The 26,698-nt window shown below is 64.3% G+C and carries 22 protein-coding genes; 9 read left to right on the forward strand and 13 right to left on the reverse strand.

The window, feature by feature from the left end; translation table 11 throughout:
- Positions 1-3: 3 nt before the first annotated feature.
- Together PanNE5_RS06035 and def are read right to left on the reverse strand one after the other, a co-directional pair.
- Positions 4-1,752 (reverse strand): ArnT family glycosyltransferase, encoded by a 1,749-nt coding sequence (locus PanNE5_RS06035; RefSeq protein WP_261939411.1) that lies wholly within the window; start codon positions 1,750-1,752, stop codon positions 4-6.
- 146 nt (positions 1,753-1,898) lie between these two features.
- Positions 1,899-2,402, reverse strand: coding sequence for a peptide deformylase (gene def / locus PanNE5_RS06040; RefSeq protein ID WP_026131609.1), 504 nt, complete (start codon positions 2,400-2,402; stop codon positions 1,899-1,901).
- A gap of 237 nt (positions 2,403-2,639) precedes the next feature.
- Between def and dprA the strand changes: the two genes are divergently transcribed.
- The 3 genes from dprA to PanNE5_RS06055 all read left to right on the forward strand — a co-directional run bounded on the left by dprA (position 2,640) and on the right by PanNE5_RS06055 (position 7,374).
- Positions 2,640-3,980 (forward strand): DNA-processing protein DprA, encoded by a 1,341-nt coding sequence (gene dprA, locus PanNE5_RS06045; RefSeq protein WP_261939412.1) that lies wholly within the window; start codon positions 2,640-2,642, stop codon positions 3,978-3,980.
- A 91-nt stretch (positions 3,981-4,071) separates the two neighbouring features.
- Positions 4,072-4,461 carry a thioredoxin family protein gene (locus tag PanNE5_RS06050; RefSeq protein ID WP_261939413.1) on the forward strand — a complete coding sequence of 130 codons (390 nt, stop codon included), beginning with the start codon at positions 4,072-4,074 and terminating at the stop codon, positions 4,459-4,461.
- Positions 4,462-4,686: 225 nt separating this feature from the next.
- The gene (locus PanNE5_RS06055; RefSeq protein ID WP_017233788.1) at positions 4,687-7,374 is read left to right on the forward strand and encodes a DNA topoisomerase III; all 2,688 of its coding nucleotides are present in this window, start codon (positions 4,687-4,689) and stop codon (positions 7,372-7,374) included.
- A 98-nt stretch (positions 7,375-7,472) separates the two neighbouring features.
- On the opposite strand, the gene PanNE5_RS06060 is transcribed toward PanNE5_RS06055, so the two are convergent.
- Positions 7,473-8,441, reverse strand: a complete 969-nt coding sequence (locus tag PanNE5_RS06060) for a LysR family transcriptional regulator (protein WP_017233789.1) — start codon at positions 8,439-8,441, stop codon at positions 7,473-7,475.
- A gap of 644 nt (positions 8,442-9,085) precedes the next feature.
- Here PanNE5_RS06060 and hemN point away from each other — a divergent pair.
- Positions 9,086-10,417 (forward strand): oxygen-independent coproporphyrinogen III oxidase, encoded by a 1,332-nt coding sequence (gene hemN / locus PanNE5_RS06065; protein ID WP_261939414.1) that lies wholly within the window; start codon positions 9,086-9,088, stop codon positions 10,415-10,417.
- A gap of 106 nt (positions 10,418-10,523) precedes the next feature.
- Here hemN and PanNE5_RS06070 read toward each other — a convergent pair whose 3' ends face one another.
- Both PanNE5_RS06070 and PanNE5_RS06075 read right to left on the reverse strand, forming a co-directional pair.
- On the reverse strand, positions 10,524-10,721 hold the full coding sequence (locus PanNE5_RS06070) for a YbdD/YjiX family protein (RefSeq protein WP_017233791.1): 198 nt from the start codon (positions 10,719-10,721) through the stop codon (positions 10,524-10,526).
- 16 nt (positions 10,722-10,737) lie between these two features.
- A complete protein-coding gene (locus tag PanNE5_RS06075) occupies positions 10,738-12,804 on the reverse strand; it encodes a carbon starvation CstA family protein (RefSeq protein ID WP_017233792.1) in 2,067 nt (688 codons plus the stop codon).
- Between the two features lie 365 nt (positions 12,805-13,169).
- Between PanNE5_RS06075 and PanNE5_RS06080 the strand changes: the two genes are divergently transcribed.
- Together PanNE5_RS06080 and PanNE5_RS06085 are read left to right on the forward strand one after the other, a co-directional pair.
- Positions 13,170-14,555 (forward strand): cache domain-containing protein, encoded by a 1,386-nt coding sequence (locus tag PanNE5_RS06080; RefSeq protein WP_017233793.1) that lies wholly within the window; start codon positions 13,170-13,172, stop codon positions 14,553-14,555.
- On the forward strand, positions 14,552-15,184 hold the full coding sequence (locus tag PanNE5_RS06085; protein ID WP_017233794.1) for a response regulator: 633 nt from the start codon (positions 14,552-14,554) through the stop codon (positions 15,182-15,184). The genes PanNE5_RS06080 and PanNE5_RS06085 overlap by 4 nt, the downstream gene beginning before the upstream one ends.
- Before the next feature lie 74 nt (positions 15,185-15,258).
- Here PanNE5_RS06085 and PanNE5_RS06090 read toward each other — a convergent pair whose 3' ends face one another.
- The 3 genes from PanNE5_RS06090 to PanNE5_RS06100 form a co-directional block, all read right to left on the reverse strand.
- A complete protein-coding gene (locus PanNE5_RS06090) occupies positions 15,259-15,678 on the reverse strand; it encodes a type II toxin-antitoxin system VapC family toxin (RefSeq protein ID WP_017233795.1) in 420 nt (139 codons plus the stop codon).
- 15 nt (positions 15,679-15,693) lie between these two features.
- Positions 15,694-15,894 carry a DNA-binding protein gene (locus tag PanNE5_RS06095; RefSeq protein WP_130024507.1) on the reverse strand — a complete coding sequence of 67 codons (201 nt, stop codon included), beginning with the start codon at positions 15,892-15,894 and terminating at the stop codon, positions 15,694-15,696.
- A 251-nt stretch (positions 15,895-16,145) separates the two neighbouring features.
- A complete protein-coding gene (locus PanNE5_RS06100; protein ID WP_261939415.1) occupies positions 16,146-18,035 on the reverse strand; it encodes a phosphoenolpyruvate carboxykinase (GTP) in 1,890 nt (629 codons plus the stop codon).
- 562 nt (positions 18,036-18,597) lie between these two features.
- Between PanNE5_RS06100 and PanNE5_RS06105 the strand changes: the two genes are divergently transcribed.
- Positions 18,598-19,608, forward strand: a complete 1,011-nt coding sequence (locus PanNE5_RS06105) for a D-2-hydroxyacid dehydrogenase family protein (protein ID WP_130024506.1) — start codon at positions 18,598-18,600, stop codon at positions 19,606-19,608.
- A gap of 23 nt (positions 19,609-19,631) precedes the next feature.
- Here PanNE5_RS06105 and PanNE5_RS06110 read toward each other — a convergent pair whose 3' ends face one another.
- From PanNE5_RS06110 to PanNE5_RS06120, 3 genes are all read right to left on the reverse strand, one after another.
- Positions 19,632-20,480 carry a patatin-like phospholipase family protein gene (locus tag PanNE5_RS06110; protein ID WP_261939416.1) on the reverse strand — a complete coding sequence of 283 codons (849 nt, stop codon included), beginning with the start codon at positions 20,478-20,480 and terminating at the stop codon, positions 19,632-19,634.
- 55 nt (positions 20,481-20,535) lie between these two features.
- A complete protein-coding gene (locus tag PanNE5_RS06115) occupies positions 20,536-20,937 on the reverse strand; it encodes a PaaI family thioesterase (protein ID WP_130024504.1) in 402 nt (133 codons plus the stop codon).
- 137 nt (positions 20,938-21,074) lie between these two features.
- A complete protein-coding gene (locus PanNE5_RS06120; RefSeq protein ID WP_261939417.1) occupies positions 21,075-21,662 on the reverse strand; it encodes a hypothetical protein in 588 nt (195 codons plus the stop codon).
- A gap of 383 nt (positions 21,663-22,045) precedes the next feature.
- On the opposite strand from PanNE5_RS06120, the gene PanNE5_RS06125 reads away from it, so the two are divergent.
- Positions 22,046-22,453: a DoxX family protein gene (locus PanNE5_RS06125; protein ID WP_017233802.1), complete on the forward strand. Its 408-nt coding sequence runs from the start codon at positions 22,046-22,048 to the stop codon at positions 22,451-22,453.
- Between the two features lie 235 nt (positions 22,454-22,688).
- Positions 22,689-23,249 (forward strand): periplasmic heavy metal sensor, encoded by a 561-nt coding sequence (locus PanNE5_RS06130; protein ID WP_261939418.1) that lies wholly within the window; start codon positions 22,689-22,691, stop codon positions 23,247-23,249.
- A gap of 57 nt (positions 23,250-23,306) precedes the next feature.
- Here PanNE5_RS06130 and PanNE5_RS06135 read toward each other — a convergent pair whose 3' ends face one another.
- Positions 23,307-23,993 (reverse strand): Fe2+-dependent dioxygenase, encoded by a 687-nt coding sequence (locus PanNE5_RS06135; protein ID WP_017233804.1) that lies wholly within the window; start codon positions 23,991-23,993, stop codon positions 23,307-23,309.
- A 15-nt stretch (positions 23,994-24,008) separates the two neighbouring features.
- Positions 24,009-26,243 (reverse strand): TonB-dependent receptor, encoded by a 2,235-nt coding sequence (locus PanNE5_RS06140; protein WP_017233805.1) that lies wholly within the window; start codon positions 26,241-26,243, stop codon positions 24,009-24,011.
- Positions 26,244-26,698: the final 455 nt, after the last annotated feature.

Here is a 26,698-nt window from a genome sequence, read left to right on the forward strand (position 1 = left end):
AACTTATTTGACGGTGCCGGCGGCGGACGCGGCCACCGCAGTCGAAGGCGCCACGAAGGCGCGGAAGCGCTCGTTGGTATCGCCTGCACGGCCGCCCTGCCAGATCTCACGCCAGCCGTCCGGCGCGAGGATGCGCGCGTTGGCCTTGTCGAGCACCAGCAGCACGTCGCAGCGCGACGCATCCGCCAGATCCGGAAGCTGTACCGGACGCACGTCGATGAAATAGTCGAGCATGGCGCGCTCCGACTCGCCGACGTTGAACGACCCGACGCATCGGGTCGCCAATGGCGTGCCATGTGGCGCCGCATGGGCAAGCGACTCACGCAGTCCCTCGAACGGCGTGCGGTAGCTGCGAGCCTCGTTGATCCAGGGCAGCAACAGCGTGGAAAGCGTTCCCCAGACGAACATCAGCCCGGCGAAACCGAAGACCAGGGCACCGAGCTGACGGCGGTGCACGATGGCACTCACCCACAACGCGGCGACGACAACCGCCGCGAGCACCAGCCCCGGCGAGAACGGCAGCACGTAATCGAGGGGCAGCCACTTGCCGATCGGGCCCGCGGCGACGTGCCCGTTCCCGGTCAGTTGCAGCCCCCAACGCACCCAGAGGAACAGTCCCAGCGCACTCATGAGCACGAGCGCCACGCCCGACCACGCCTTCTCGAGCCACGTTGGCAAGCGTGCGTTCGCACCCAGCACCGCGATAGCCGGAAAGAGCGGCAACATATAGATGTCGCGAATGGCCGACGACGCGACGAGCGTCGCCACGAACAAGCCGGCGTACAGCCAGAGCATGGCCTGCTCCGGAAAATCGATCACGTAACGCCGTAACCCGCCGCCCTGTCGCAGTTGCGCGATCAGCGCGCCCAGCGCGAGCCAGCCCGCCGGAAAGGTCAGCCCGATCAGGCTCGCGAGATCGCTGCCATAGGTCGTGCGTTCTCCGCCGAGATGGACAAAGCCGAAGAACCGACCGAAGTTGTTATCCCAGAACCACTCAATGAAAAGTGGCTCCGAGGCATGCCAGAACAACGCAGGCCAGATCACCAGCCACGGCAGCGACGCCAGCACCGCCCAGCCGAGCGCCCCCGCATAGCGGCGCGTACGATACGCCGGCACGGCGAGCACGACCAGTGCGGTGAGACCCAGCACACCGGGCACCAGCAGGCCCTTGCTCAGAAAGGCAATACCGGCGCCCGTGCCAAACAGGAGTCCCCACAAGCGCGACGAGTTCTCGGCTTTGGCCAAGCGGGCCAGCGCCGCCAGCGCGAGCGCGGCGCCTGCAAGTTGCGGCACATCCGCCGTCAGTTTGTGAATGTTCTCGATGGCCCCGAAGCTGCCGACCATGAGCATGGGCGCGAGCCAGTTGAATGTGTCCGTATTTTGCGTATCCGCAGGGCCGTAGAGGCGTTGCGCCAGCCGGCCGACACAGATCACCGCAATGACCAGCCAGGCGAGCACCGCGAGCTGGGCCGCATCGAAGACCGGCAGCACACCGGACGCCAGCCGAGCGAAGAACGCGCCCGTCCAGTACATCACGGGGGGCTTCTCCACGAACGGATCGGCGGCCACGTGCGGCACGACCAGATCGTGGCCGCGAAAGAAGTTGAGCACCATGCCTACGGAATACGGCTCGTCGGCTTTCCAGGGGTCGCGGTCGAACAGGCCCGCCAGCAGGAAGGCAAACAGGAGCGCGGCGCTCAGCCAGTAGATCGTGCGGGTGCGGGAGGACGACGAAGCGATGGCGATGGACATCTCGGCAAACAGTCGGGAGTTGGCCCGACGGCAGACGTTCGATGACGCCCCGTCGCAGCGGCAGAAAGCGGACACACGCGCCCGCGAGCGCTGCAAGTATAGAGGACTTTACCGGCCGCGCCCACGCTGGGCGCCGCCGGAGTGGTTCAGGCGCGTTCGACCTGTTTTTTCATCTTTTGCTTGATGCGGTTGCGCTTGAGCGGCGAGAGATACTCGACGAACACGCGGCCCTTGAGGTGATCCATCTCGTGCTGGATGCACACGGCGAGCAGGCCGTCGGCGTCCAGTTCGAACGCCTCACCCTGCTCGTTCAGGGCGCGCACGCGCACGCGGTCGGCGCGCTCGACTTCGTCATAGATGCCGGGCACCGAGAGGCAGCCCTCTTCATAAACCTTCTGTTCGTCGCTGCGCCAGACGATCTCGGGATTGATGAACACGCGCAATTCGTCGCGCGTTTCCGAGAGATCCATCACGATGACTTGCTCGTGCACGTCGATCTGCGTGGCCGCGAGGCCAATGCCGGGGGCGTCGTACATGGTCTCGGCCATGTCCTTGACGAGCTTGCGGATCCGATCGTCGACCTTGGCAACCGGCTTGGCCACCTTGTGCAGACGCGGATCGGGATATTGAAGAATTGTCAGTAATGCCATGATGAAAACGGGAATTCGCCGCATTGCCCTGCGAGTGGCCGTGAACGCACAATCCTGCGATGGCAGCTGCGTCGCGATGCTCGCGCCGCAGGGGATATCCGCCTTGGCCCCCCGGTCAATGCTTACCGGATGATGAAAAATTTTAGCATAGCGCCCCTCTCGACGCTGACGGCGGGCCACGCGCGACCCGCCCGAGCCTCTTGCGCCGAGCCCTGTCCCGAGGCCCGTTCTGACGTCATGTCCCGCGAAAGCGCCCTTCACACCGACGCCACGCACGATAGCCCTCATATCGGGGCCGACCGCGCGGAAATCAAGGACTGGCTGCGGCTGTGCCACACGCCCGGGGTACCCCCGGCTGCGGTACGGCGTCTGCTGAGGGCATTCGGGGTGCCTGAAGCGATCTTCCGGGCGTCGCGCGCCAGGCTCGCTGGCGTGCTGCCGGACACGCTCGTGGACAGGCTGCTCGCGCCGATGTCCGCCGAGTTGACGGCACAGATCGCCGGTACCGTCGACTGGGCCAGTCGTCCCGGGTGTGCGGTCGTCACGTTGTCCGAGCCGGCCTACCCGCGTGAGCTGCTGACGCTTGGCGACGCCCCCCCAATCCTGTATTGCCGCGGCGATGCCGGTCTGCCAAACCGCGCCGGGGCCATTGCGGCGGCGCTTGTCGGCAGCCGCCGCGCCACGCCGCAGGGACGCGACAACGCGCGACACTTCGCCCGCGCGCTCGGCGACGCGGGCGTGACCGTCGTGTCGGGGCTGGCGGCAGGCATCGACGCTGCCGCGCACGAAGGCGCGCTCGAGACGGCGGGCGGCACCTGCGCCGTCGTGGGCACGGGGCCTGATCTCGTCTACCCGACGCATCATCGCGACTTGGCCGAGCGCATCGCTGAGCGCGGCCTCGTGCTGTCCGCGTTCCCCGTGGGCACACCACCGCGTGCCGATCACTTCCCGCGGCGCAACCGGCTGATTGCCGCGCTCGCACGGTGCACCGTGGTCGTCGAGGCCACCACGCACTCGGGATCGCTGATCACAGCACGTCTGGCAGGCGATCTGGGCCGAGACGTGCTCGCCGTGCCCGGCTCGATCCACGCGCCGCAAAGCCGCGGCTGCCACACGTTGATCCGCGACGGTGCCACGCTCGCGACATCGCCCGACGACGTCTTCGAAGCCTTGGGCATTGCGCCGCCCGCGCCGAGCGTGGAAACGCTCCCCCTGTCGGACAGGGGAAGCGCGGGAAATGCGCGCAAAAGCGCACATGGCGGACAGGCCCGTGTATCGAGGCGCCCGCCGTCCGACGGCGCGGCGACCGATCCATTCAGCATGGCCGAGACCGTGCGCGCCAGTGGCCCACCGACGGCCCGCGCCACCGTGGCGATGCCCACCGCCGCGCCCCCCGGCATGGCAGCAGTCCTGGAAGCGCTGGGGTATGATCCGGTCAGCGCGGACACCCTTTGCGGGCGCACCGGCCTGGCGATCACCACCGTGCTTGCGCATCTGAGCGTGCTTGAACTCGACGGCCGGATCGCCCGACTGGCCGGCGGACGATTTGCCCGGCAGACCGACCGGGGCGTACGCTGACGAATGCCCGGGTCGCCGAGGCCGATGCCTGAAATGCGCCGGTCGCCGCTGCGCCCCCTCCCAATTCCGAGATACCGACATCACCGACACCATGCCCGTTTTCGATCCTGTGGCCGACCGCTCCGCGCTGGCTGCCGCGCTGGCCGATGGCAACACGCGTCTCGTGGCCTGCATGTGCGCGGCGTGGTGCGGCACCTGCCGCGAGTATGCGCAGGCGTTCGAGCAATTGGCGGCCCGCCATCCGGCGCTGTGCTTCGTCTGGGTGGATATCGAGACGCACGCCGACTGGCTCGACGATCACGACATCGAGAACTTTCCGACCCTGCTCGTTCAGGATGCGCAGCAGCCGGCGGGACAAGCCCGTTTTTTTGGCCCAGTGCTGCCGGCCGTCGGCATTCTCGACCGTATGCTCGACGCGCGAGTGCTGGGCGACGCGACGGTGGCCGCCCCTGCGCTGCGCGAGCACCTGCTTGCCGGATAGCCCCGTCGGAGCCGACCGGCAAGCGCATCAGGCAAAGCGCGACGCCGTGTCGCAGCGGTGGGGCCGCGCCGCCGGGCCTGCGCTTGCCGCCGGCTTGCGACGCGCTTATGATGTGCCGCTTTCAGGCATGCCTTGTGCCCGATCCGACGGCAACGCCGGACTGGCTATATGTTATAAAGCCAACGAATGTCGCTTGCCGACGCCCCCTCACCATTACCTAACGTCATGTCAAAAGCTCTGATCATTGCCGAGAAACCGTCCGTCGCGAATGACATCGCGCGGGCGTTGGGCGGCTTTACCAAGCATGACGAGTACTTCGAGAACGACGACTACGTCGTCTCGTCGGCGGTTGGCCACCTCGTCGAAATCGGCGCGCCGGAAGACTATGAAGTCAAACGCGGCAAGTGGAGTTTCGCCAACCTTCCCGTGATTCCTCCGCATTTCGACCTCAAGCCGATCGCCAAGAGCGAGTCGCGTCTGAAGGTGCTCACGCGGCTCATCAAGCGCAAGGACGTGGACGTCCTGATCAACGCCTGTGACGCGGGACGCGAAGGGGAACTGATTTTTCGCCTGATTGCGCAACACGCGAAGGCGAAGCAGCCGGTCAGGCGGCTGTGGCTGCAATCGATGACGCCGCAGTCGATTCGTGACGGCTTCAGTCGCCTGCGCAGCGATGACGACATGCTGCCGCTGGCCGACGCCGCGCGCAGCCGCGCCGAAGCCGACTGGCTCGTGGGCATCAACGGCACGCGTGCCATGACCGCGTTCAACAGCAAGGGCGGTGGTTTCTTCCTGACGACCGTCGGTCGCGTGCAGACGCCGACGCTGTCGATCGTGGTCGAGCGCGAAGAGAAGATTCGCAAGTTCGTGTCGCGCGACTACTGGGAAGTGCGCGCCGATTTCGTTGCCGCCTCAGGCTTCTACGAAGGCCGCTGGTTCGATCCGAGCTTCAAGCGCAACGAATTCGATCCGGAGCAGCGCGATTCGCGTCTGTGGAGCGTTGCGGCGGCCGAGTCGGTCGTGGCGGCGGTGCGCGGCAAGCAGGGCACGGTCACGGAAGAATCGAAGCCGTCGACGCAACTCTCACCGCTGCTGTTCGACCTGACGAGCTTGCAGCGCGAGGCCAACGGCCGCTTCGGTTTCTCTGCCAAGAACACGCTGGGTCTGGCGCAGGCGCTGTATGAAAAGCACAAGGTGCTGACGTACCCGCGTACCGACGCGCGCGCGCTGCCGGAAGACTATCTGGCCACCGTCAAGGAGACGATGGCCGTGCTCAAGGAGAGCAACAACTACCACCAGTTCGCCAACCAGATCCTGAGCAAGGACTGGGTCAAGCCGAACAAGCGGATCTTCGACAACAGCAAGATCAGCGATCACTTCGCCATCATCCCGACGCTGCAGGCGCCGAAGAACCTCTCCGAGCCGGAACAAAAGCTGTACGACCTCGTCGTCAAGCGCTTCCTGGCGGTGTTCTTCCCGGCGGCCGAGTATCAGGTGACGACCCGGATCACGGAAGTGGTGGGCCATCACTTCAAGACCGAAGGCAAGGTGCTCGTCAACGCTGGCTGGCTGGCCATTTACGGCAAGGAAGCGCAGGGCGACGGGAAAGACGGCAAGGAAGAGCAGCCGAACCTCGTGCCGGTCGCGAAGGACGAGAAGGTTGGCGTCGACAAGGTCGAATCGGTCGGCCTGCAAACCAAGCCTCCGGCACGGTACAGCGAAGCGACGCTGCTCTCGGCGATGGAAGGCGCGGGCAAGCTCGTTGAAGAGGGAGAGTGGCGCGAGGCGATGGCGGGCAAGGGTCTGGGGACCCCGGCCACGCGGGCGGCCATCATTGAAGGGTTGCTGACGGAAAAGTATCTCGTGCGCGAAGGCCGCGAGTTGCATCCGACCGCCAAGGCCTTCCAGTTGATGACACTGCTGCGCGGGCTCGGCGTCGACGAACTCACGCTGCCCGAACTCACGGGCGAATGGGAAGCCAAGCTCTCGCAAATCGAGCGCGGCGGCCTCAAGCGTGATGAGTTCATGCACGAGATCGCGCAAATGACGCAGACCATCGTCAAGCGCGCGAAGGAATACGACTCGGACACGATCCCGGGCGACTACGCCACGCTCACCACGCCGTGTCCGCATTGCGGCAGCGTGGTCAAAGAGAACTATCGGCGCTTCGCGTGCACGAGCTGCGCTTTCTCGATCTCGAAGATCCCGGGCGGGCGTCAGTTCGAAATCCCGGAAGTCGAGGACCTGCTCAAGAACAAGACCATCGGACCGCTGTCGGGATTCCGCAGCAAGATGGGCCGTCCGTTCTCGGCCATTCTCAAGCTCTCGCCCGACGACGAGATGGGTTACAAGCTCGAGTTCGACTTCGGCCAGGACAGCGGCGACGAAGACGGTGAGGCCCCCGATTTCACGGGACAGGAGCCGGTCGGCAAGTGTCCGAAGTGCGGCGGAAACGTGTTTGAGCACGGTATGCGTTATGTCTGCGAGAACGCCGTCGCCAGCCCGAAGACTTGCGACTTCACGTCGGGCAAGGTGATTCTCCAGCAGGAAATCACGCGCGAGCAGATTCACAAGCTGCTGACCGAGGGCAAGACGGATCTGCTGACGAGCTTCAAGTCGTCGCGTACGGGGCGAACGTTCAAGGCGTATCTGGCCAAGCAGAAGGACGGCACCATCGGCTTCGAATTCGAAGCGAAGGCACCGAAGAAGACGGCTGCGAAGGCTGGCGACGCCGAGGCTGACGGCAAAGCCGCCCCGGCGCGCAAGACGGCAACGAAGACCGCGGCGGCGAAGGCACCGGCCAAGAAGACAGCGGCCCGGAAAACGACGGCCAAAGCCAAGCCGGTCAAGAAGGAAGCCACGTCCGGCGCGTCGGACAACGCTGCCGTCGAGGACGAGGATCCGCCGTTCTAAGCGGATCGAGTACGGCATCGCCCGGTTGTCGCCGGGCAATGAAAACGGCCACTTCCTTGCGGGAGTGGCCGTTTTTTCATCTCGCGAAGCGCACTACGTCACACCGAAATGCCCGTGGTGGGCGCGCTCGGCGACGGGATCTTGGGGGGCACCCAGCGTTCGGCCGCCGAAATGCCTTCGTTCTGGCGGAAATACTCGACGGTGAGATCGATGAAACCGCGCGTCTTGGCCGACAGATACTTCCGGCTGGGATAGACGAGCGAGACATCGACCGGCGTTTGGGAGTAGTTGCGCATCAGCGCGACGAGATCGCCGTCGCGCACATCGTGCCCCACGAGATATGACGGCAGGAACGCAATGCCGTGCCCCAGCAGCACCGATTGACGCAGCAGCGCCGTGTTGTTGCAGATGAACTTGTTCTGCACACGCACGCGCACCTCGCCGTCCGGGCCGGAAAACACGCGGTCTTCGCTCCAGATGTCATTCGGCAGACCGAGCACACCGTGCTCGCCCAGCTCTTGGGGCGTGACCGGTTCGCCGTGCTCGGCGATATACGCCGGCGAAGCACACAACATCACGCGCGTCTCGGCGAGCACGCGTGAAATCAGGCTTTCGCTGTTGATCATGCGCGTGAGCAGAATGCCGCAATCGTAGCCCTCTTCCACCAGATCGACCGCCCGGTCGGTCAGCGCGAGATCGACCACGACCTTCGGGTGCAACTCCTGGTACTTCTTGACGAGCGGTGCGAGGTTGCGTAGACCGAACGACACCGGCGCAACGACCTTCAAGGTGCCTTTCGGATCGCGTGAGGCGCTGGAGATGAGGGCGTCGGCCTCGTCGACTTCGTCGATGATCTGCCGGCAGCGTTCGAGATACACCTGCCCGGCACCGGTCAGCGACAGACTGCGCGTGGTGCGATTGAGCAGGCGAACACCGAGATGCGATTCCAGTTCGGCGACGTGCCGCGTGACCACGGCGGCCGACAGGTCCATCTGGGCAGCCGTACGGGCAAAGCTGCCGTTGTCGGCCACTTTGACGAAAACGCGCATCGATTGCAGACGATCCATAGTGTTTCCAATCGTGATGTGCCGCGTCGTACTGGCAAGGACAAGCATGGGCGGGCCGGCCATTCACCGGCGCTGCGCGCACCCGCGGGCACCGGCCTGACCCCCGCCCCGGATCGTTCCGGGGTGGGCCGTGCGTGCCGCCAGGGCTGTCGACACGGCGGGGAGACTTCAATAAGGCGCTAGCTTACCGTAGGCAGCCGAAACTTGCCTGACGTGGCAACGATTTTGGTGCATGACCGCCCTGTGACATGCGCCTCAGGGCACCGGGATCCGCGACAGATGCGGGAATTCACTCGACGTCGTCAGCCATCACGTCTGCTTCTCGCCACTTTCGCGCCACTTTCGCGCCGTGAGCCGGGTGTTTGACGCAGGTCAGGGCGCGGCGTTCGCAGCGCCGCTACAGTCCTCTATCACCTACTGTTACAGGCCGCGTCATGACTCCGCTCCGCCTTTCGTCGACGCCTTGCGCCAACGCCGCAGCCCCCAGCGAACCGCACGCTGGTACGCCATGTCCCGGCTGTGCGTCGCGGACGTCGTCCGAGGGTCACGGGCATTCACGATGCGGCACCTCGCCGGCGCCGCGAAACACCGCGGCCCCGTCCGCCCCGCTTCACTTCGATGCACAACTGCTCGCCCGTTACGACGTGAACGGGCCGCGCTACACCTCGTACCCGACGGCACTGCAATTCCGTGACAACTTCGGCGCTGACGACTATGCGCGCGCAGCCGCGCAGTCCAAGCGCACTGGCAAACCGCTGTCGCTGTATGTCCACGTGCCGTTCTGCGACACGGTGTGCTTCTACTGCGCGTGCACCAAGATCGTCACGCACAATCGCGCCCACGCGCAGGCCTACGTCGAGCGCCTGCATACCGAGATCGCGCGGCAGGCGTCGCTGCTCGGCGCCGGCCGCGGGCTCGCGCAGATGCATTGGGGCGGGGGCACGCCGACGTTCCTGTCGTTGGAACAGATCGCCTCCCTTGTCGAGGCCATCAGCCGTCATTTCGTGATGACGCTCGACGACAGCGCCGAGTACGCCATCGAAATCGACCCGCGCAGTGCCGGCCCGGCATCGATCCGCGCCTTGCGCGCGCTCGGGTTCAATCGTCTGTCCATCGGGGTGCAGGATTTCGATCCCCGTGTCCAGGCGGCGATTCATCGCGTGCAGCCGCGCGCGCTGGTCGAAGCCACGCTCGACGCCGCGCGAAGCTGTGGTTTCCGGTCGGTCAACTTCGATCTGATCTACGGCCTGCCGTATCAAACGCCCGAGTCGTTCTCGAATACGCTCGACGCCGTGATCGAGATGGCGCCGGAGCGCCTGTCGGTCTTCAGCTACGCGCATCTGCCGCAACAGTTCAAAATGCAGCGCTGCCTGCCCGACGCCCGGCCGGACGGCCCGCAAAAGCTGGCGCTGTTGCAGACGATCATTGCCCGCCTGAGCGCAGCGGGCTATGTCTATATCGGCATGGATCACTTCGCGCGGCCCGACGATGAACTCGCCCGTGCGCAGGCCGCTGGCAGTCTGCATCGCAACTTCCAGGGTTACAGCACACGGGCCGATTGCGACCTCGTCGGGGTGGGCATGTCGGCCATCGGCCGGGTGGGGGATAGCTACGCACAGAACGCCAAGACCCTGAAGGCGTATTACGAAGCCATCGATGCCGGCGGACTCGCCATCGCGCGTGGCGTGCGACTCGATGACGACGACCATATCCGGCGCGACGTCATTTCGCGCCTGATGTGCCACATGTCGCTGGAATTCGCGCCCCTCGAACAGGCTTACGACATCCGCTTCGCCAGCTATTTTGCGAGTGAGCTGGGCGAGTTGGCCGAGCTGGCGGCCGATGGTCTCGTGGCCATCGAGGCCCACGGACTGCGCATCTTGCCGGCCGGACGCTTGCTGGTTCGCGTCGTCGCCCAGGTCTTCGATCGCTATCGTCGCGGCAACGCTCACTCGCGATGCGCAAAAGTGATGTGAGCGCAGCGCGGGTCGGCCCATGAAAAAACGCCCGGTGAAGTGCTCACCGGGCGTTCTCACTTTCTGGGTTGACGAGGCTGACGAGGCGATTGAGGCCAACGACGCCTCAGCAGCATCGTCCGCCGCCTTTGCCGCCGTAGCGCGCTTCCTGCCGTTCCCGGAAGAACGCCTCGTAGCTCATGACCGGCTGATCCGGGTGCGTGGCCTGCATATGCGCGACATAGGTGTCGTAGTCGGGCAGGCCGACCATCAGACGCATGGCCTGCCCCAGATACCGGCCCACCTTACCGACTTCATCGAGCATGGCGTCGCCCCCGGCCTCAGACCTGACGACCGGTCGGCATCGGCTCGAACGGCGTTTCGCGAGCCGTCGGCTTGTTGGCCTGGCGTGCCACGAGGATGGTGCGTACGCCGAAGATCGCCACGGATACGACCACGAACATAAACACGCCGGAGAGCGTTGCATCGACGTAATCGTTGAACACGATCTGCTGCATCTGCGCGACCGACTTGGCCGGCGCGAGCAACTTGCCGTCGGCGAGCGCCGCCTGATAATTGGCCGCGTGCGCCAGGAAGCCGACCTTCGGATTCGCATCGAACATCTTCTGCCACCCGGCCGTGAGCGTGCAGGCCAGCAGCCACAGCGTGGGCAGGACCGTCACCCAGGCAAAGCGCTCGCGCTTGAGCTTGTAGAGCACGCACGTCGCGAGGATCAGCGCGATCGCGGCCAGCATCTGGTTGGAGATACCGAACAGCGGCCACAGCGTATTGATGCCGCCCAGCGGATCGACCACGCCCTGGTACAGGAAGTAGCCCCACGCAGCCACGCACAGACCGGTGGCGGTCAGGTTCGCGGGCCACGAATCCGTGCGCTTGAGCGACGGCACGAATGTCCCCAGCAGATCCTGCAGCATGAAGCGGCCGGCACGCGTGCCTGCATCGACCGCCGTCAGGATGAACAACGCTTCGAACAGAATCGCGAAGTGATACCAGAACGCCATCATCGCTTCGCCGCCGACCACCTTGTGCAGGATCTGGGCCATGCCGACGGCGAGCGTCGGCGCGCCACCGGCACGCGAGATGATCGTGTTCTCGCCCACGGCGTGTGCGGTGGCGGTGAGCACGTCCGGCGTGATGGCAAAGCCCCAGCCCGAGACGACGTGCGCCACGGCTTCGGGCGTCGTACCGATCACGGCGGCCGGGCTGTTCATCGCGAAATACACGCCCGGATCGATCACCGAGGCCGCGACCAGCGCCATGATGGCCACGAACGACTCCATCAGCATGCCGCCGTAACCGATGAAGCGCGCGTTGAGTTCGTTATCGAGCAGCTTGGGGGTGGTGCCCGACGAGATCAATGCATGGAAGCCGGACACGGCCCCGCACGCGATCGTAATGAAGAGGAACGGGAACAACTTGCCCGACCAGACCGGGCCGCTGCCGTCGACGAACTGCGTGAGCGCGGGCATCTTCAGCTCGGGTGCGACCACCAGAATGCCGATGGCCAGCGCCATGATCGTGCCGATCTTCAGGAACGTCGACAGATAATCGCGCGGCGCAAGCAACAACCACACAGGCAACACCGATGCGACAAAACCGTAACCGATCAGCATCCACGTGAGTTGCTTGCCGTCGAACGTGAACAGCGGCGCAAAGGTGGCGCTGTCGTGCACGTTCTGGCCGAAAAAGATCGCGGCCATCAGCATCACGAAGCCGATGATCGACACTTCCCCGATGCGGCCCGGACGGATGTAGCGTGTATAGACGCCCATGAACAGCGCGATCGGGATCGTCAGTCCGACGGTGAACGTGCCCCACGGCGAACCGGCCAGCGCCTTGACCACGATCAGCGCCAGCACGGCCAGAATGATGATCATGATGAGGAACGCGCCGAACAGCGCGATCACCCCGGGAATCATGCCGAGTTCGGACTTCACGAGATCGCCCAGCGAGCGGCCGTCGCGGCGCGTGGAAATGAACAGCACCATGAAGTCCTGCACTGCGCCCGCGAACACCACTCCGGCGAGAATCCACAACATGCCCGGCAAATAGCCCATTTGCGCGGCGAGCACCGGGCCGACGAGCGGTCCTGCGCCGGCAATGGCCGCGAAGTGGTGCCCGAACAGCACATAGCGATTGGTCGGCACGTAGTCCAGGCCGTCGTTATGGCGCCAGGCCGGCGTCATGCGCGAGCCGTCGAGTTGCGCGACGCGCGTCGCGATGAACTTGCTGTAGAAACGATAAGCGATCAGATACACGCAGACAGCCGCGATCACGATCCAGAGTGCGCTGACGGTTTCGCCGCGCGATAGAGCCACCGTGCCAAGCGCGCAAGCGCCGACGACGGCCACCGCTGCCCAGGGCAGTTGTTGCCAGATGCGATTCATTGTCTCTCCTCGGAACTGCCTCCTTCAGGCAGCAACCCGGGACCGCGCCGTTGCGGCACTGCCCCGCCTCTTGACCCGGCACCATGACGGCACCGTGGAACGTGGCTCGCAGCACGCGCCCCTCTTTCGGGGGCCTGCGCACAGCAAGGACCGGTGGTGCTACGCAGCGCATCGGCGTGTGAACATCCGAACTGGCGTAACACCGGCGAGACGCTGACGAATGACACTCGGCAGCCCCGGCCACGATTCGGCGTGTAGTATTGGCGTTTGCCCGCTGCGCCACAAGCGCGAAACTACGCAGGCCCGCTACGTGCTATTACGTAGCGAAGCCCCGTGAAACGCGGCATTGCAGCTTTCCGAATGCCATGAATCTCCGACAGAAATTTTTCGTCCTGGCGCTGTTGCCGGTGGCCCTGGCGATGGTCGCCATCGCGCTGGCCGTGCGACACCAAGGCAACGAGCTTTCGAGCGCGCAGCACGACGCTGTGCAAACCACATCGCTGGCCAACAAGCGGGCGGAGCTGCTGCATTACGTGGGCCTTGCGCGCAAGGCCATCGAGCCGCTGTACGACGGCCCCGACACGCCCGCCGCCCGCGAGGCGGCCCTCGCCATCCTTGCCCGCCTGGAGTTCGGCAAGGACGGCTACTTTTTCGTCTACGATCTCGAAGGCCGCAGCCTGATGCACCCGCGCCAACCCGAGCTCGTCGGCCACAATCTCTGGTCGCTCAAGGATGCGTCGGGCGCGCCCACGATCCAGCGCCTGATCGCGGCGGCGCGCGCCGGCGGCGGCTACGTGCAATATCCGTGGGAAAAGCCGTCCCTGCACCAGATGGCGCCAAAGCTCGGCTACGTCGTCGCCCTGCCCCGCTGGAACTGGATGATCGGCACCGGGATTTATCTCGACGACGTCGAAGCTACGCTGCGCGCGTCGGACGAGCGCGCGCAGGCGAACATCGATCGCACGCTGATCTGGATCACCCTCATCGCCTCGACATGCCTGGCGATCGTGGCCCTGTGCGGGCTCGTCGTGAACATCACCGAACTCAAGACCGCCGATGCGAAGTTGCGCCAACTGGCACGTCAGGTGGTGGAATCGCAGGAAGTCGAGCGCGCGCGCATTTCGCGCGAACTGCATGATGGCATCAGCCAATTGCTGGTGTCGGTCAAGCTACTGCTCGAGTCGGCGTCGATGCGTTTGCCGGGCTCGCCCGCCGCCGCCAGCACCGCGCTGGGCGTGGCCATCGAGCGGTTGAACGGCACGCTCGGGGAAGTACGACGTATTTCGCAGGCGCTGCGCCCGGCCATGCTCGACGATCTCGGTCTGGCCGCGGCCATCGACCAGCTCGCACGGGAGTTCGGCTCGCATGCGAATCTGCCTGTCGAGATGCAAGTCGAAGGCGACGCCCCCGTGCTGGACGACAACATCAAAACAATGCTCTATCGCATCGCGCAGGAAGCGCTGACCAACATCGAACGCCATGCGCACGCGTCGCGCGTTTCGATCCTGCTGATGTTCAAACCCGACGGCATTCACCTGTCGATTGCTGACGACGGCTGCGGATTCGACGTGACCGACGTGCATCACAATCCCAGCCATGGCATCGGCCTGCGCAATATGCGCGAGCGGCTCGATGCCGTCGGCGGCGTTCTCGGCATTCAGTCGTGGCCGGGTCTTACCACCATCAGCGCGTGGGTGCCCCTCACGCCCGCCGCCGCGAAAGCGGCGCTTCGTACAGCCTCACACCAATGACGCAAGCGCATCCCATTCGACTGCTCCTGATCGACGATCACCCGCTCGTGCGCGATGGACTGCGCGCACGCTTCGATGCCTCGCCCAACCTGCAGGTCGTCGGTGAGGCGGGCAATGCACAGGAAGCGCTCACGCGGGCGAAGACATCGTCGCCGGATCTGGCGCTGATGGACATCAGCATGCGCGGCACGAACGGCATTGAACTGACGGCCCAGTTTCGCGAGCAGTTCCCCCACATCGCCGTGCTGATCCTCTCGATGCATGACAACGCCGAATATGTGCGTCAGGCCGTCCGCGCCGGCGCACGCGGCTACGTGCTCAAGGATGCCCCCGCCCACGAGATCGTGACCGCCATCGAACGCGTGGCGCGCGGCGATTCGTACTACAGCGCCGCCATTGCCGCGCGCGTGGTGCAGGCCTCGACATCGCACGCCCCCATCGACTCGCTCACGCCTCGTGAACGCGAAATCCTCTCGCGGATCGCGCGCGGACTGGCGAACAAGCAAATTGCCACGGAGATGGATTTGTCGGTCCGCACCGTGGAGACGCACCGGCTCAACATCAAGCGCAAGCTCGGCATCGAAGGGCAGGCGGAGTTGATCAAGTTTGCGGTGGAGAATCGACTGTAGGTCGCGTGGGGGCGCCTGTCGAGCGCACGGCGCGCATGGGTCGAGTGACGGTACGGCGCTCACACCGACCGTGATCAGTGCACAAATGGGTTGTATACCTCTACGCCGGTACTGGAAAAATCCCTCACGTTGCGCGTGACCACGACAAGCCGATGCACCAGCGCAGTGGCAGCGATCAACTTGTCGATGGGGTGCTCGGAATGGGGCACGCGTAGACGTGCCCAAACGTTACAGATCGTCTGGTCCACCGGCAAAATCTCTCGCGCGTAATCGCGTTTCAGCTTTTCGAGCCATGCCTCGATCAGCACCGCCTGTCGCGCATCATTCCGGTGCCGAAGGACTTTCACACCACGCTGTAGTTCTCCCAGCGTGATGACCGAAAGAAAGCGCGGTGATTGATCACGATCGGTCCGACGGATAAAGCGCTGAACCCCTTCGTCACCGCCCCCGCATTTCCGACACTCGCTAATAACGTTCGTATCGAGTAAATACATCGGACACTCATTGCCTTAATTGATACGTTCAAAATCGCTGTCCAGTCCGACATTCGGCATGGCCAACAGTGCTTCCCCCAGCGAGCGAAACCCCGGAACCCGCGCCACGTTATCCAGAATCGTCAGCACTTCTTCCTCCGGGGTTCTCCCGTACATGGCCGCACGCGACCGAATCGATCGCATGAGCGGTTCGTCAATACCTTCGATCAACATCATGTGCATCAGCGCCTCCTGGGGTTCCGAATGGAAAAGTCGTTGTCCGAACAGAACAACAGGAGAAATGCTATCACCACAGTCCTATCGAAAACCGCCCCGATCCTTGCCTGGCAAGCCTTTCGGAAGTCTCACAAGGCAACAAAAATCCCACCGAAGTCTCCCTCGGTGGGATCGTTGTGTGCATCCTTAACTTGATCCGTGATGCCGGCGTCTCGCAAGTTCAGCGCGCGATCATTCGATCATCGGACGAATCACGACTTCAGGCGACGCTCGATGTCGGTCTTCGTGTCGAGCAACGCTTGCGGCAGACGATGATTGAACGTGTCGAACAGTTCGGTGTGGAGCTTCAACTCCTCGTGCCAGGCGGCCGAGTCCATCGAGGTCACGTCGTCGAACTGCGACGGCGTGAACGACAGACCGTTCCAGTTCAGGTCCTCGTAGCGTGGTGTGATGCCGAACGCGTTCTCCACCCCTTGCGCCGTGCCGTCGATACGGCCGAGCATCCACGCCAACACGCGCATGTTCTCGCCGAAGCCCGGCCACACGAACTTGCCGTCCGCGCCCTTGCGGAACCAGTTCACGCAGTAGATCTTCGGCAACGCGGCGCCAAGCTTGTCCAGATGCGCGCCGGTATCGAGCCAGTGCTGGAAGTAGTCGCTCATGTTGTAGCCGCAGAACGGCAGCATAGCGAACGGATCGCGGCGCACCACCCCCTGCTGGCCCGCCGCCGCGGCCGTCGTCTCCGAGCCCATGGTCGCGGCCATGTACACGCCCTCGGTCCAGTCGCGCGCTTCTGTCACCAGCGGCACGGTCGTCGAACGGCGGCCGCCGAAGATGAACGCATCGATCGCCACCCCGGCCGGGTTTTCCCAGTCGGCATCGATCGACGGACATTGCGATGCCGGTGCCGTGAACCGCGAATTCGGATGCGCCGCCTTGCGGCCCGTCTCCTTCGCGCTCTCCGGCGTCCAGTCCTTGCCCTGCCAGTCGATCAGATGCGCCGGCGGCGTGTCGGTCAGGCCTTCCCACCACACATCGCCGTCGTCCGTCAACGCCACGTTGGTGAAGATGACGTTCTCACCGAGCGTCGCCAGCGCGTTCGGGTTGGTCTTCTCGCTGGTCCCCGGGGCCACGCCGAAGAAGCCGGCTTCCGGATTGATCGCGTATAGACGGCCATCGCGGCCCGGCTTGATCCAGGCGATGTCGTCGCCAATGGTCTCGACCTTCCAGCCGTCGAAGCCCTTCGGCGGGATCAGCATGGCAAAGTTGGTCTTGCCGCAGGCCGACGGGAACGCCGCCGCCACGTGATACTTCCTGCCCTCGGGCGACGTCACGCCGAGAATCAGCATATGTTCGGCGAGCCAGCCTTCGTCGCGGCCCATCTTCGAGGCGATGCGCAGCGCGAAACACTTCTTGCCCAGCAGCGCATTGCCGCCGTAGCCCGAGCCATAGCTCCAGATTTCGCGGGTTTCCGGAAAATGCACGATGTACTTCGTGTTGTTGCACGGCCATGCCACGTCCTGCTCACCGGCGGCGAGCGGCTTGCCCACCGTATGAACGCAAGGCACGAACTCGCCGTCGGCGCCCAGAACGTCATACACGGCACGGCCCATGCGCGTCATGATGCGCATGTTCACGGCCACGTACGGTGTGTCGGACAATTCCACGCCGATATGGGCAATCGGCGAGCCGAGCGGACCCATCGAGAACGGTACGACATACATCGTGCGACCGCGCATGCAGCCCTGGAACAGGCCGTCGAGCGTCGTGCGCATTTCATGCGGATCGATCCAGTGATTGGTCGGGCCCGCGTCTTCACGCGTTTCGCTGCAGATGAACGTGCGGTCTTCCACCCGCGCGACATCCGACGGATCGGAGAGCGCGAGGAACGAGTTCGGGCGCTTGGCCGGGTTGAGCCGCTTCATCGTGCCGGCAGCCACCATCTGCTCGCACAGACGGTCGTATTCCTCCTGTGAGCCGTCGCACCAGACGACACGCTCGGGCTGGGTAATCGCCGCGATGTGCGACACCCAGTCGATCAGCTTGCGATGACGCACCCAGGCGGGCAGATCACGGGTAGCGACATTGGACGAGGAGGAGGAGGCGTTGAGCGCGCTTGCGCTCACACTGGCTTGCGTCATGGGGGTTGTCTCCATGCAGAGTCGGGAAATCGAGGCGGACGCCGGGCGTCCGTCGTGCAGGCACCTTGGATGGCCGGGCGACCCTTCCGGTTGGGGATACCGGAAGGGCAGGATAGCCCCGGCGATCGCCGTGTGCGCAGAACCTTAACGCGCACGCAGGCATGGGCCGCACGAAGTACGGAGCGTGTTGTGTGGCTTGCGACGCACGCAAGTCCACACGCGGGACAGCAGGGGGCAACACGCGCACCGATACGTGCGCATCAGGCGTCTCGCTCACCGGGTCCGACTTGCTTTTGCGGGGTGGGTTCGATTTTTTGCCATCGTGTTGAGGCGGTTTCGCCATGGTTGCCAGGACACCTGCCATACTATGCAAAACGAGGCGTCAGCATACCACCGCGCAAATCGCGTCGGTGCTGCGTCGCAACAAGGCCGGCGCTGGGTGGCCCCGACAAACGCCGTCCCTGTGGTCGACCCGTTCGTCCGCCGGTCGCGGCGGCCTCAGACCCATGTTCCGCCCGCGCAGAGCGCTCGCCGTCCTGCGCCGATCCGATTACGTTTTGCCATGAAAATTGCCATTCTCGACGACTATCAGGACGCCGTTCGCAAGCTCGACTGCTTCTCCCTGCTGGCTGGTCACGACGTCAAGGTCTTCAACAACACGGTCAAGGGCGTCGGGCAACTCGCCGCCCGTGTCGGCGAAGCGGAAGTGCTCGTTCTGGTTCGCGAGCGCACCGCCATCACCGCCCAGCTCATCGACAAACTGCCGCGTCTGCGCATCATCAGCCAGACCGGGCGTGCCGGCGCGCACATCGACATCGACGCCTGCACCGCCCGCGGCGTGGCCGTGCTCGAGGGCATCGGCTCGCCGACCGCGCCGGCCGAACTCACCTGGGCACTGATCATGGCCGCCCAGCGCCGGATTCCTCAATATGTCTCCAGCCTCAAGCACGGTGCGTGGCAGCAGTCCGGTCTGAAATCGTCGAGCATGCCGGCGAATTTCGGGCTGGGTCAGGTGCTGCGCGGTCAGACACTCGGCCTCTGGGGCTACGGCAAGATCGGCCGACTCGTGGCAGGCTATGGCCGCGCGTTCGGCATGGAAGTGATGGTCTGGGGACGTGAAGGATCGCGAGAAGCCGCCGCCGCCGATGGCTTGCGCGTGGCGAACAGCAAGGAAGAACTGTTCACGCAAAGCGACGTGCTGTCGTTGCACCTGCGCCTGAACGACGAGACGCGTCACCTCGTCAAACTCGACGACCTGCTGCACATGAAGCCCACGGCACTGTTCGTGAATACGAGCCGTGCGGAACTGGTCGAAGAGAACGCATTGATCACGGCACTCAATCGGGGCCGCCCCGGCATGGCCGCCATCGACGTCTTCGAGAGCGAGCCGATTCTGCAGGGCAACCCCCTGCTGCGACTGGAGAATTGCGTGTGCACGCCGCACATCGGCTACGTCGAGCGGGAAAGCTACGAGCTGTATTTCCGCGTGGCCTTCCAGAATATCGTCGATTTCCTGAACGGCGACCGCTCGCACGTCGCCAACCCGGCCGCGCTGCTCGGCTTCGGGCGCTGACATCCGCCGCGCCGGCGAGGCGCCTACGCCATCGTGTCCCGATGTCGCAGGAAAGTTTCGCCGTCCTGGCGACCCAGCGCGAATGCCGGGCCCATCATGTCGGGGCGAGTGTAATCCCAACTCGAAATCGGCACGGGCACCGACGGCTGCACGTACAAGCGGTCCTGCCCGGCGTGATGTTGCGTAAAGATCTGCGGACGTGGATAGCGCCGCGTCACCAGCACCAGCACTCGCCCCGGCGTGGCGTCGAGCGCATCGACCGGTACGTTGTCGACCATGCCGCCGTCGAGCACAGGGCGACCGTCGCGCCGCAGAATCGGCGTGAACGGCGGCGTGCATGACGATTGCAGCATCAGATCGGCCAGATCCGCTGTCGTTCGGCAGTCCTGCGCGCGCACGAATTCGGGGGTAAAACCGAGCTGCCTCGCGAGCGTTGGATGCAACGTGCGACGCACGTGCTTGTCAATGTTGTAAGCCACTAGCCCCGCCGCCGTCGCCATGCGTGGCCCCAGCCAGCGCGGGATGTGTGACAGTCCCACGCGAATCTCCGGCGCCGCGGCAAGTTTGTCGAGCTGGCCATCATAGATGGCGAGCAGCGCCTGACGATAGATGCGGTAATGTGGAAACACCCGCTCACGGCGCACCAGATTGCCCCAATAGGCATTCTTGCGATTGCTCGCGAGCGCCTGCCGGTAGTAATCCATCACCCAGTCCGACGAGCGCATGTGCAGCATGCACGCCGTGGCCGCGCCGGCCGAAATACCGGTGATGACACGCGGGCGCAGCGGCATGTCGCGCGTCACGCGTTCCCAGAATCCCGCCTGCCACCAGCAACGGTTGCCGCCCCCGGCGAATACGATCTGATCGAACACTTGCCCTCCTCGGTGCTATCGCGCGAGCCACGTCGACCGCCTCGCGCCTGTGTGCTCACAGCAGCGCGTAGGTCGTCGTCGCATGCACGGCCATCTTGCCCGACGCGTCGAGAATTTCGATTTCGCCGAACACCAGGTTCTTGCCGCGACGCAGAATTCGCGCGATCACGCGCAGATCGCCATCGGTCACCGGGCGCATGAACTGCGTGTTGAGCGTGACGGTTGTCATCGGCTGGAAGCCGCCGAGCGCGGCTGAGAGTGCCACCACCATCGCCGTGTCGGCCACGGCCATGAACACCTGCCCGCAGATCACGCCACCACCATGCTTGAATGCGGCATCGAACGGCAATCTCAGCTCGCTTTGCTCCGGTCCGGTCGCCTCGATCCGCAGATTCAATTGCCGCACCCATGGCGACACGAGTCCGTCGAGCATCTTCTGCGCTTGCACCAGCTCCATCCTGAGCGTCCTCCGGTTTCGTTGAGACGCCGATGATAGCCCCAAAACAGAAGCGCCACCCCGCCAGGGGTGGCGCTTGCGTCATCCACCAGGGTCATGCGCCTCAGTCATGCGCGCGAATAACCCTCAGCGGCCGATCATCCGTTCGTCTTGTCGTGACGAATCCGTCGGCTCTGATGATTCTCGCGGTGCTGCACGCCGGCCTGCTCGCCCGCGCTCACGTGACCGTTTTTGCCCGCGTGCGCTTCGACAGCGTCGACATGCGCCTGCCCGCGCTCAAGGCTACCGGCCTGCTGGTTGGTCAACGTACCAGCGGCTTGTCCTTGCGCGATGCGCTTCTCCTGATTGACGTTGCGTTGCACGTCAGCCTGCATGCGCTCCGACGACGCCGATCCGGGATTCGCTGCCCGGTCGTTGTGCTTGAGCTGCTCGATCTTTGCGCTCTCCTTGTTCTGGGCGCGGGCGATGCGGGCCTTCTCGGCCGCCGTATCGCCGGTGTGATCGGCGTGCGCCTGCATCCGGTCGATCTTCGCCTCGCCCTTCTCGAGACGCGACGCTTCCTTCGTCGTCAACTGACCGCTCTTGAGGCCATTGTCGATGCGCTGCTGTTGCTTGACGTCGCGCGACGTCTCGGTCGTGGGCGTCTGGGCAAACGCCTGCGAGGCGAACACACCGCCCAAGGCAAGGGTCGCGGCGCTCAGAATCACGGTTTTGCGGATGTTCATAATGGAATCCTTATTGGCTTTGCACTGCTTTGAATTGGCCTGAACGCGCATGCGGTGATGCGTCTTCAGGAAACCGGCGGGGATCCGGGCCGTTGGCGGGATTGCCAGCGAATGACCGTGTCCTTATGCGGTTTAACGGCGCAGGCGAGCGCCGCGCCGACAGCCGGCGTGTAACCGGGCAGTCCGAAAAGTAACCACGTGTAATCGGCGCGTCTGTCGCGATTCGCGCTATGTCCCTGAAATCGATAGGACACCCGCAGACAGCGCCGTAACGATTTGATACAGTGGTGCCCATTTGGCCGGCACGCGGCGCTAGCGAGCGTGCCACTCCGTAACTGTCAGCCCCCTTACGCGAACTCGCGAGTCAAGAAGGAGCCTTCCCCATGCAGAGCACCAGAGACGATCTCGGCAAACTGATCTTGCGCCTTACCCTCGGCATCCTGCTGCTGTTTCACGGCGTCAGCAAGGTCATCAACGGGATCGGCTTCATCGAGGGCATGATCACGTCGCACGGCCTGCCGAGCTTTCTCGCCTACGGCGTCTATCTCGGCGAACTGCTCGCCCCGGTCCTGCTGATTCTCGGCGTTCTCACCCGTCTGGGCGGCCTGCTCGTCGTGGGCAATATGGTGATCGCGTTCTCGCTGGTGCACCTGAACCAACTCGGCGATCTCGCGAAGACCGGCGGCTGGTCGCTCGAACTGCAAGCCTTCTACTTGTTCACGGGCGTTTGCCTGATGCTCTTCGGTGCGGGCCGCTACAGCGTGTCGGGCGGTCGCGGCGCCTGGGACTGATCGAAGGACGAAGCGCGTCAGGCGTGCCCTTTTGCGCGCACTATCGCACGCAGTTCATGAACGGCCCGCCCTTGTCGACACCCGGCAAGGGCGGGCCGAGTCGTTTCGGAATATTGCGAATCCCGGCGCTGGTAACGTCAGGTAATACACCGGTTGCACTTTGCAACGTGTTCGGTGCGGCGATGACTTACTCTGAAACTGCCAATTCCGGCAGTATCCACAGGGAGTCAACACCATGCGCAAACTGAAGATCGCCGCCGCGTCGGCCATCCTCGTCGCCACCTCGATGCTCGGCGTCGCTTATGCCGCCGATGCCGCGGCACCGGCCACGGCACCCCATGCCGCCGCGTACCACATGCGCGGCGAGCGCGGCCCGTGGGGGCTCGGCGACATGCACAAGCTGCACGATCAATTGAAACTCGACGCGCAGCAGGAACAAGCGTGGCAGCAGGCAGTGACCACGTCGAAGCAGAATCACGACGCCATGCGCAAGAATGGCGAACAGTTCCGGCAGATGATGGCGCAGACGAAGGATCAGAAGATCCTCGACCTGGCCGGCATGCGCGCCGCCCGCGAGAAGGCGTTCGACCAGAACCGTCAGCTTCGCAGCCAGACGGAAGATGCCTGGTTGAACGTGTACAACGGTCTGAACAACGACCAGAAGACGCTCGTGAGCACCACGATCAAGGCGCGCTGGGCCAGGATGAAGACCTGGCACGACGAGGCAAGGCAACATCGCGGTCCGATGCACAAGAACGCCCCGGCCCCGCAACCGCCGGCCGGTCAAGCGCAGTAAGTCACATCGGTGCGAGTCCAGCGCCGCCGGGCACGATGGCCCGGCGCGCGCCGGCGCTCAGGTCTCGCTCCACAGGCGTAGCAGGTTGTGATAGCAGCCGACGAGCGAGCGCCGCGCGGTCTCGTCAGCGTCCGACGCGTTGAGACGCTGGATCGCGTTGTCCATGTCGAAGAGCAGCGTGCGCTGCGTGTCGTCCCGCACGAGACTCTGCACCCAGAAGAAGCACCCGACCCGCGTGCCGCGCGTGATAGGGTTCACGCGATGCAGGCTGGTCGCCGGATACAGCACCATGTCGCCTGCGGCCAATTTCACCTCGTGCGCCCCGTACTGATCCTCGATCACCAGTTCTCCGCCGTCGTACGCATCCGGCGACGCGAGAAAGAGCGTGGCGGAGATATCCGTGCGAATGCGCATGCCGCTGCCCGGCTGCAAACGAATCGCCCCGTCCACGTGGTGACCGAAGTGCATGCCTTCGCCGTAGCGGTTGAACATCGGCGCGTACACCTTGTTCGGCAATGCCGCGCTGATAAACAGCGGATGGCGCTCCAGCGCACCGAGAATCACGTCGCCCAGTTCGCGAGCCACGGCTGAGCGCTCGTCGATCTGCTGGTTTTGTTTGACGGGCGCCCCCTGATAGCCCGCCGTGGCCAGGCCGTCGACCCATGCGTCGCCCGCGTTGTCGAGCGCTGCGCGAACCCAGCGCACCTGCTCGGCATTGAGGACATTCGGAATGCGTAGCAACATCGACGTGCGTCTCCGTCAGAACCGGTAAGTGCCCGTGAGCAGCGCCGTGCGCCCGATGCCCGGCGCAGCCCGTCCGCCGTCGGACGGCACCAGCGCGTCGAAGTAGGTCTTGTTGAACACGTTGAGCAGGTTGAGGCGAATGTCGTATTTCGGCTGATGATAAGCGATCGTGGCGTCCCAGCGAGTGTAACCGCCCACGCGAATCAGGTTCGTGTTCGCCGCATAGCGCATTGACATGTACTTCATGCCGCCGCCCACCTCCCAGTGACCGAGCGTATAGGTCGACCAGAGCGTCAGCGAATGTCGCGGCGTGTTGGCCAGCACATTGCCCTGCGTGCCGTCGTTCGCCTGCACCACTTCCGAGTTCAGGAACATATAGCCGCCCATCACCTGCCAGTTCGACGTGATACGGCCTGTGGCGCTCACCTGCGCACCGCGAATGCGCACCTTGCCTGCGTTCGTGTATTCGCCCGACGTGCCGGTCTGCGTGCGCGCATTGTCCTGCGTGACCTGGAACAGTGCGGTGTTGATCGCCAGATTGTCGTCGAACAGATTCCACTTGCTGCCGACTTCGAACGATTCGTTCGTCGCGGGCGGCAGGGCCTGCGTGTTGTTGGTGACGGTGAGCGTTTCAAGCGACGGGTTGAACGACGTTCCATAGGAGAAGTAATACGACTGTGCCTCGCTTGGCTGATAGATCACGCCCGTGCGCACGCTCGTATGGTTGACCGTTTGCGTCGCGTAGCCCGGCGAACTGACGGTGTTCGAAAGCTGCGCCTTGAAGCGATCCCAGCGCAGGCCGCCCACAATCTTCCAGTGGCGGCTCAGCTCAACGGTATCGTTCGCGTAGAACGCGACCGTCTGTGCCGTTCCCTGCGCCAGGTTACCGGCGGTCGTCGTGACATTCGGCAGATTCGCGTAGTACGCCGTACTGCTGGCGGGAATCCAGCCGAGGAAGCCCGTCGACTGTCCAGCGCCGGTGCGCGAATACGCCTGATTTTCATAGGTGTCCTGCCCGAACTCCGCGCCGGCGATCAGGGTGTGCTTGATCGGTCCGGTCGAGAACGTCTTCACGACGTCGGTCTGGTTGAACAGCGACGAGTCGGTGATCTTGCGATCGTGACTCTGCAACTGCACCCAGAGCTGATCGAGCGAATACGACGGAAGTCCCGCCGTCGGACGGGCCGGCAGCGACGTGAATCCCCCGGTGCCGTTGGCGACGCCCACGGCATGCGGGGACGTTTCGATGGCGTCGATGACATAGCGGCTGTATTGCGTCTGGTTCGTGATCTTCAGACTGTCGTCGACCCTGTGCTCGATCTTGGCCGAGAGGCTCATTACGTCCTGCACCGTGCGGTCGGTCGTCAGGCCGTAGAACTGTTGCTTCGAGACCGGCAGCGGACTGCCGTTGTAGCCCACGGTGCCGTAGTCCGCCATATCGCGGTTATGTTGGACGAGCGCGGAAAGCGTGATCTGTGTGGGCGTACCGATGCCAAGCTTGAGCGTGGGCGCAACGCCCCAATCCCGATTGTTCATGACGTCGCGCGTCGTATGAATATTTTGCGCAAAGCCGTTGATCCGGAACGCGGCAGTCTCCGAGAGCGGATGATTGAGGTCGAACGAGGTGCGGTACTGGTCGTTCGTGCCGAGCGTTCCGGAGACTTCGTTCAGCGGCTTGAGATTGGCCTGCTTGCTCACCTGGTTGATGACGCCACCGGTCGAACCCCGGCCGAACAGCATGGACGACGGGCCTTCGAGCACCTCGATGGCCTCGAGATCGAACGTATCGCGATAGTACTGGCCGCGATCGCGGAAGCCGTCGAGATAGATGTCGGTGCGTGCCGCGAAACCGCGCAGATTGATGTTGTTGCCGATCTGCCCGCCCTCCGCACCGCCAAGCGTAATGGCCGGCGAATTGCGCAGCGCGTCGGCGAACGACGTGGCGCCCTGCGCCTGCATGACCGCCTTGTCGATCACGGTGACCGATTGCGGGATGTCGCGGATCGCCGTGGGCACCTTGCCGCCGACGGTCGAGATGTCGCGCTGGTAATCATCACGAATCGACGTGCCGGACACTTCGGTCTGCGGCAACGTGGCGGCCTGCGCCGCGCCTTGCGTCGTGGTCTGCGTCGTGCCCGAGGTCGGGGCGTCAAACGTGCTCTGTGCCATGGCGGGCGAGGCGTAAGCGACGGCGAACGGCGTGGCGAAGAGGGCCATCATGGCCACCGTCAGAGGCTTGCGTTGCATCATGATCGATCGGTTTCGAAAGGCGTCGTGGTAGGAATAAGGAGGGAGAACACCGACGGGTCGCGCCGAGCCCCACGCTGACGTCTCATCCGCGGTCGATGCCCTCGATATGGAGCGCGAATATAAATGAGAATGATTTACATTACAATTGCTTTACGACGACTGACGTAAATCTCCGACAGTCGTCTCGCGTCCGGCAGCACCTTGGCAGCACGACCGAACGCCCGATCGATCGCGGCGTGTGACCGCAGGGGCGGCGCGACGCCCGCAATGACATGTGAATTCCTCGGGTATTGCCGAAGAAATCGAGACTCGTGTTTATACTTTGGGCTGCAGTACTGAAAGCATTCGGCCGGAGCCCCCCCGGAACGGCCTTGACGTTTCGCCAGATTGCCGATGCGCCGGTCCCGATGGCAGCCCATGCCGCGCGCCGGATCCGTCGGTCGGGCTCGACGACA

Source organism: Pandoraea sp. NE5 (assembly GCF_024363545.1).
Taxonomy (GTDB): Bacteria; Pseudomonadota; Gammaproteobacteria; order Burkholderiales; family Burkholderiaceae; genus Pandoraea; species Pandoraea cepalis.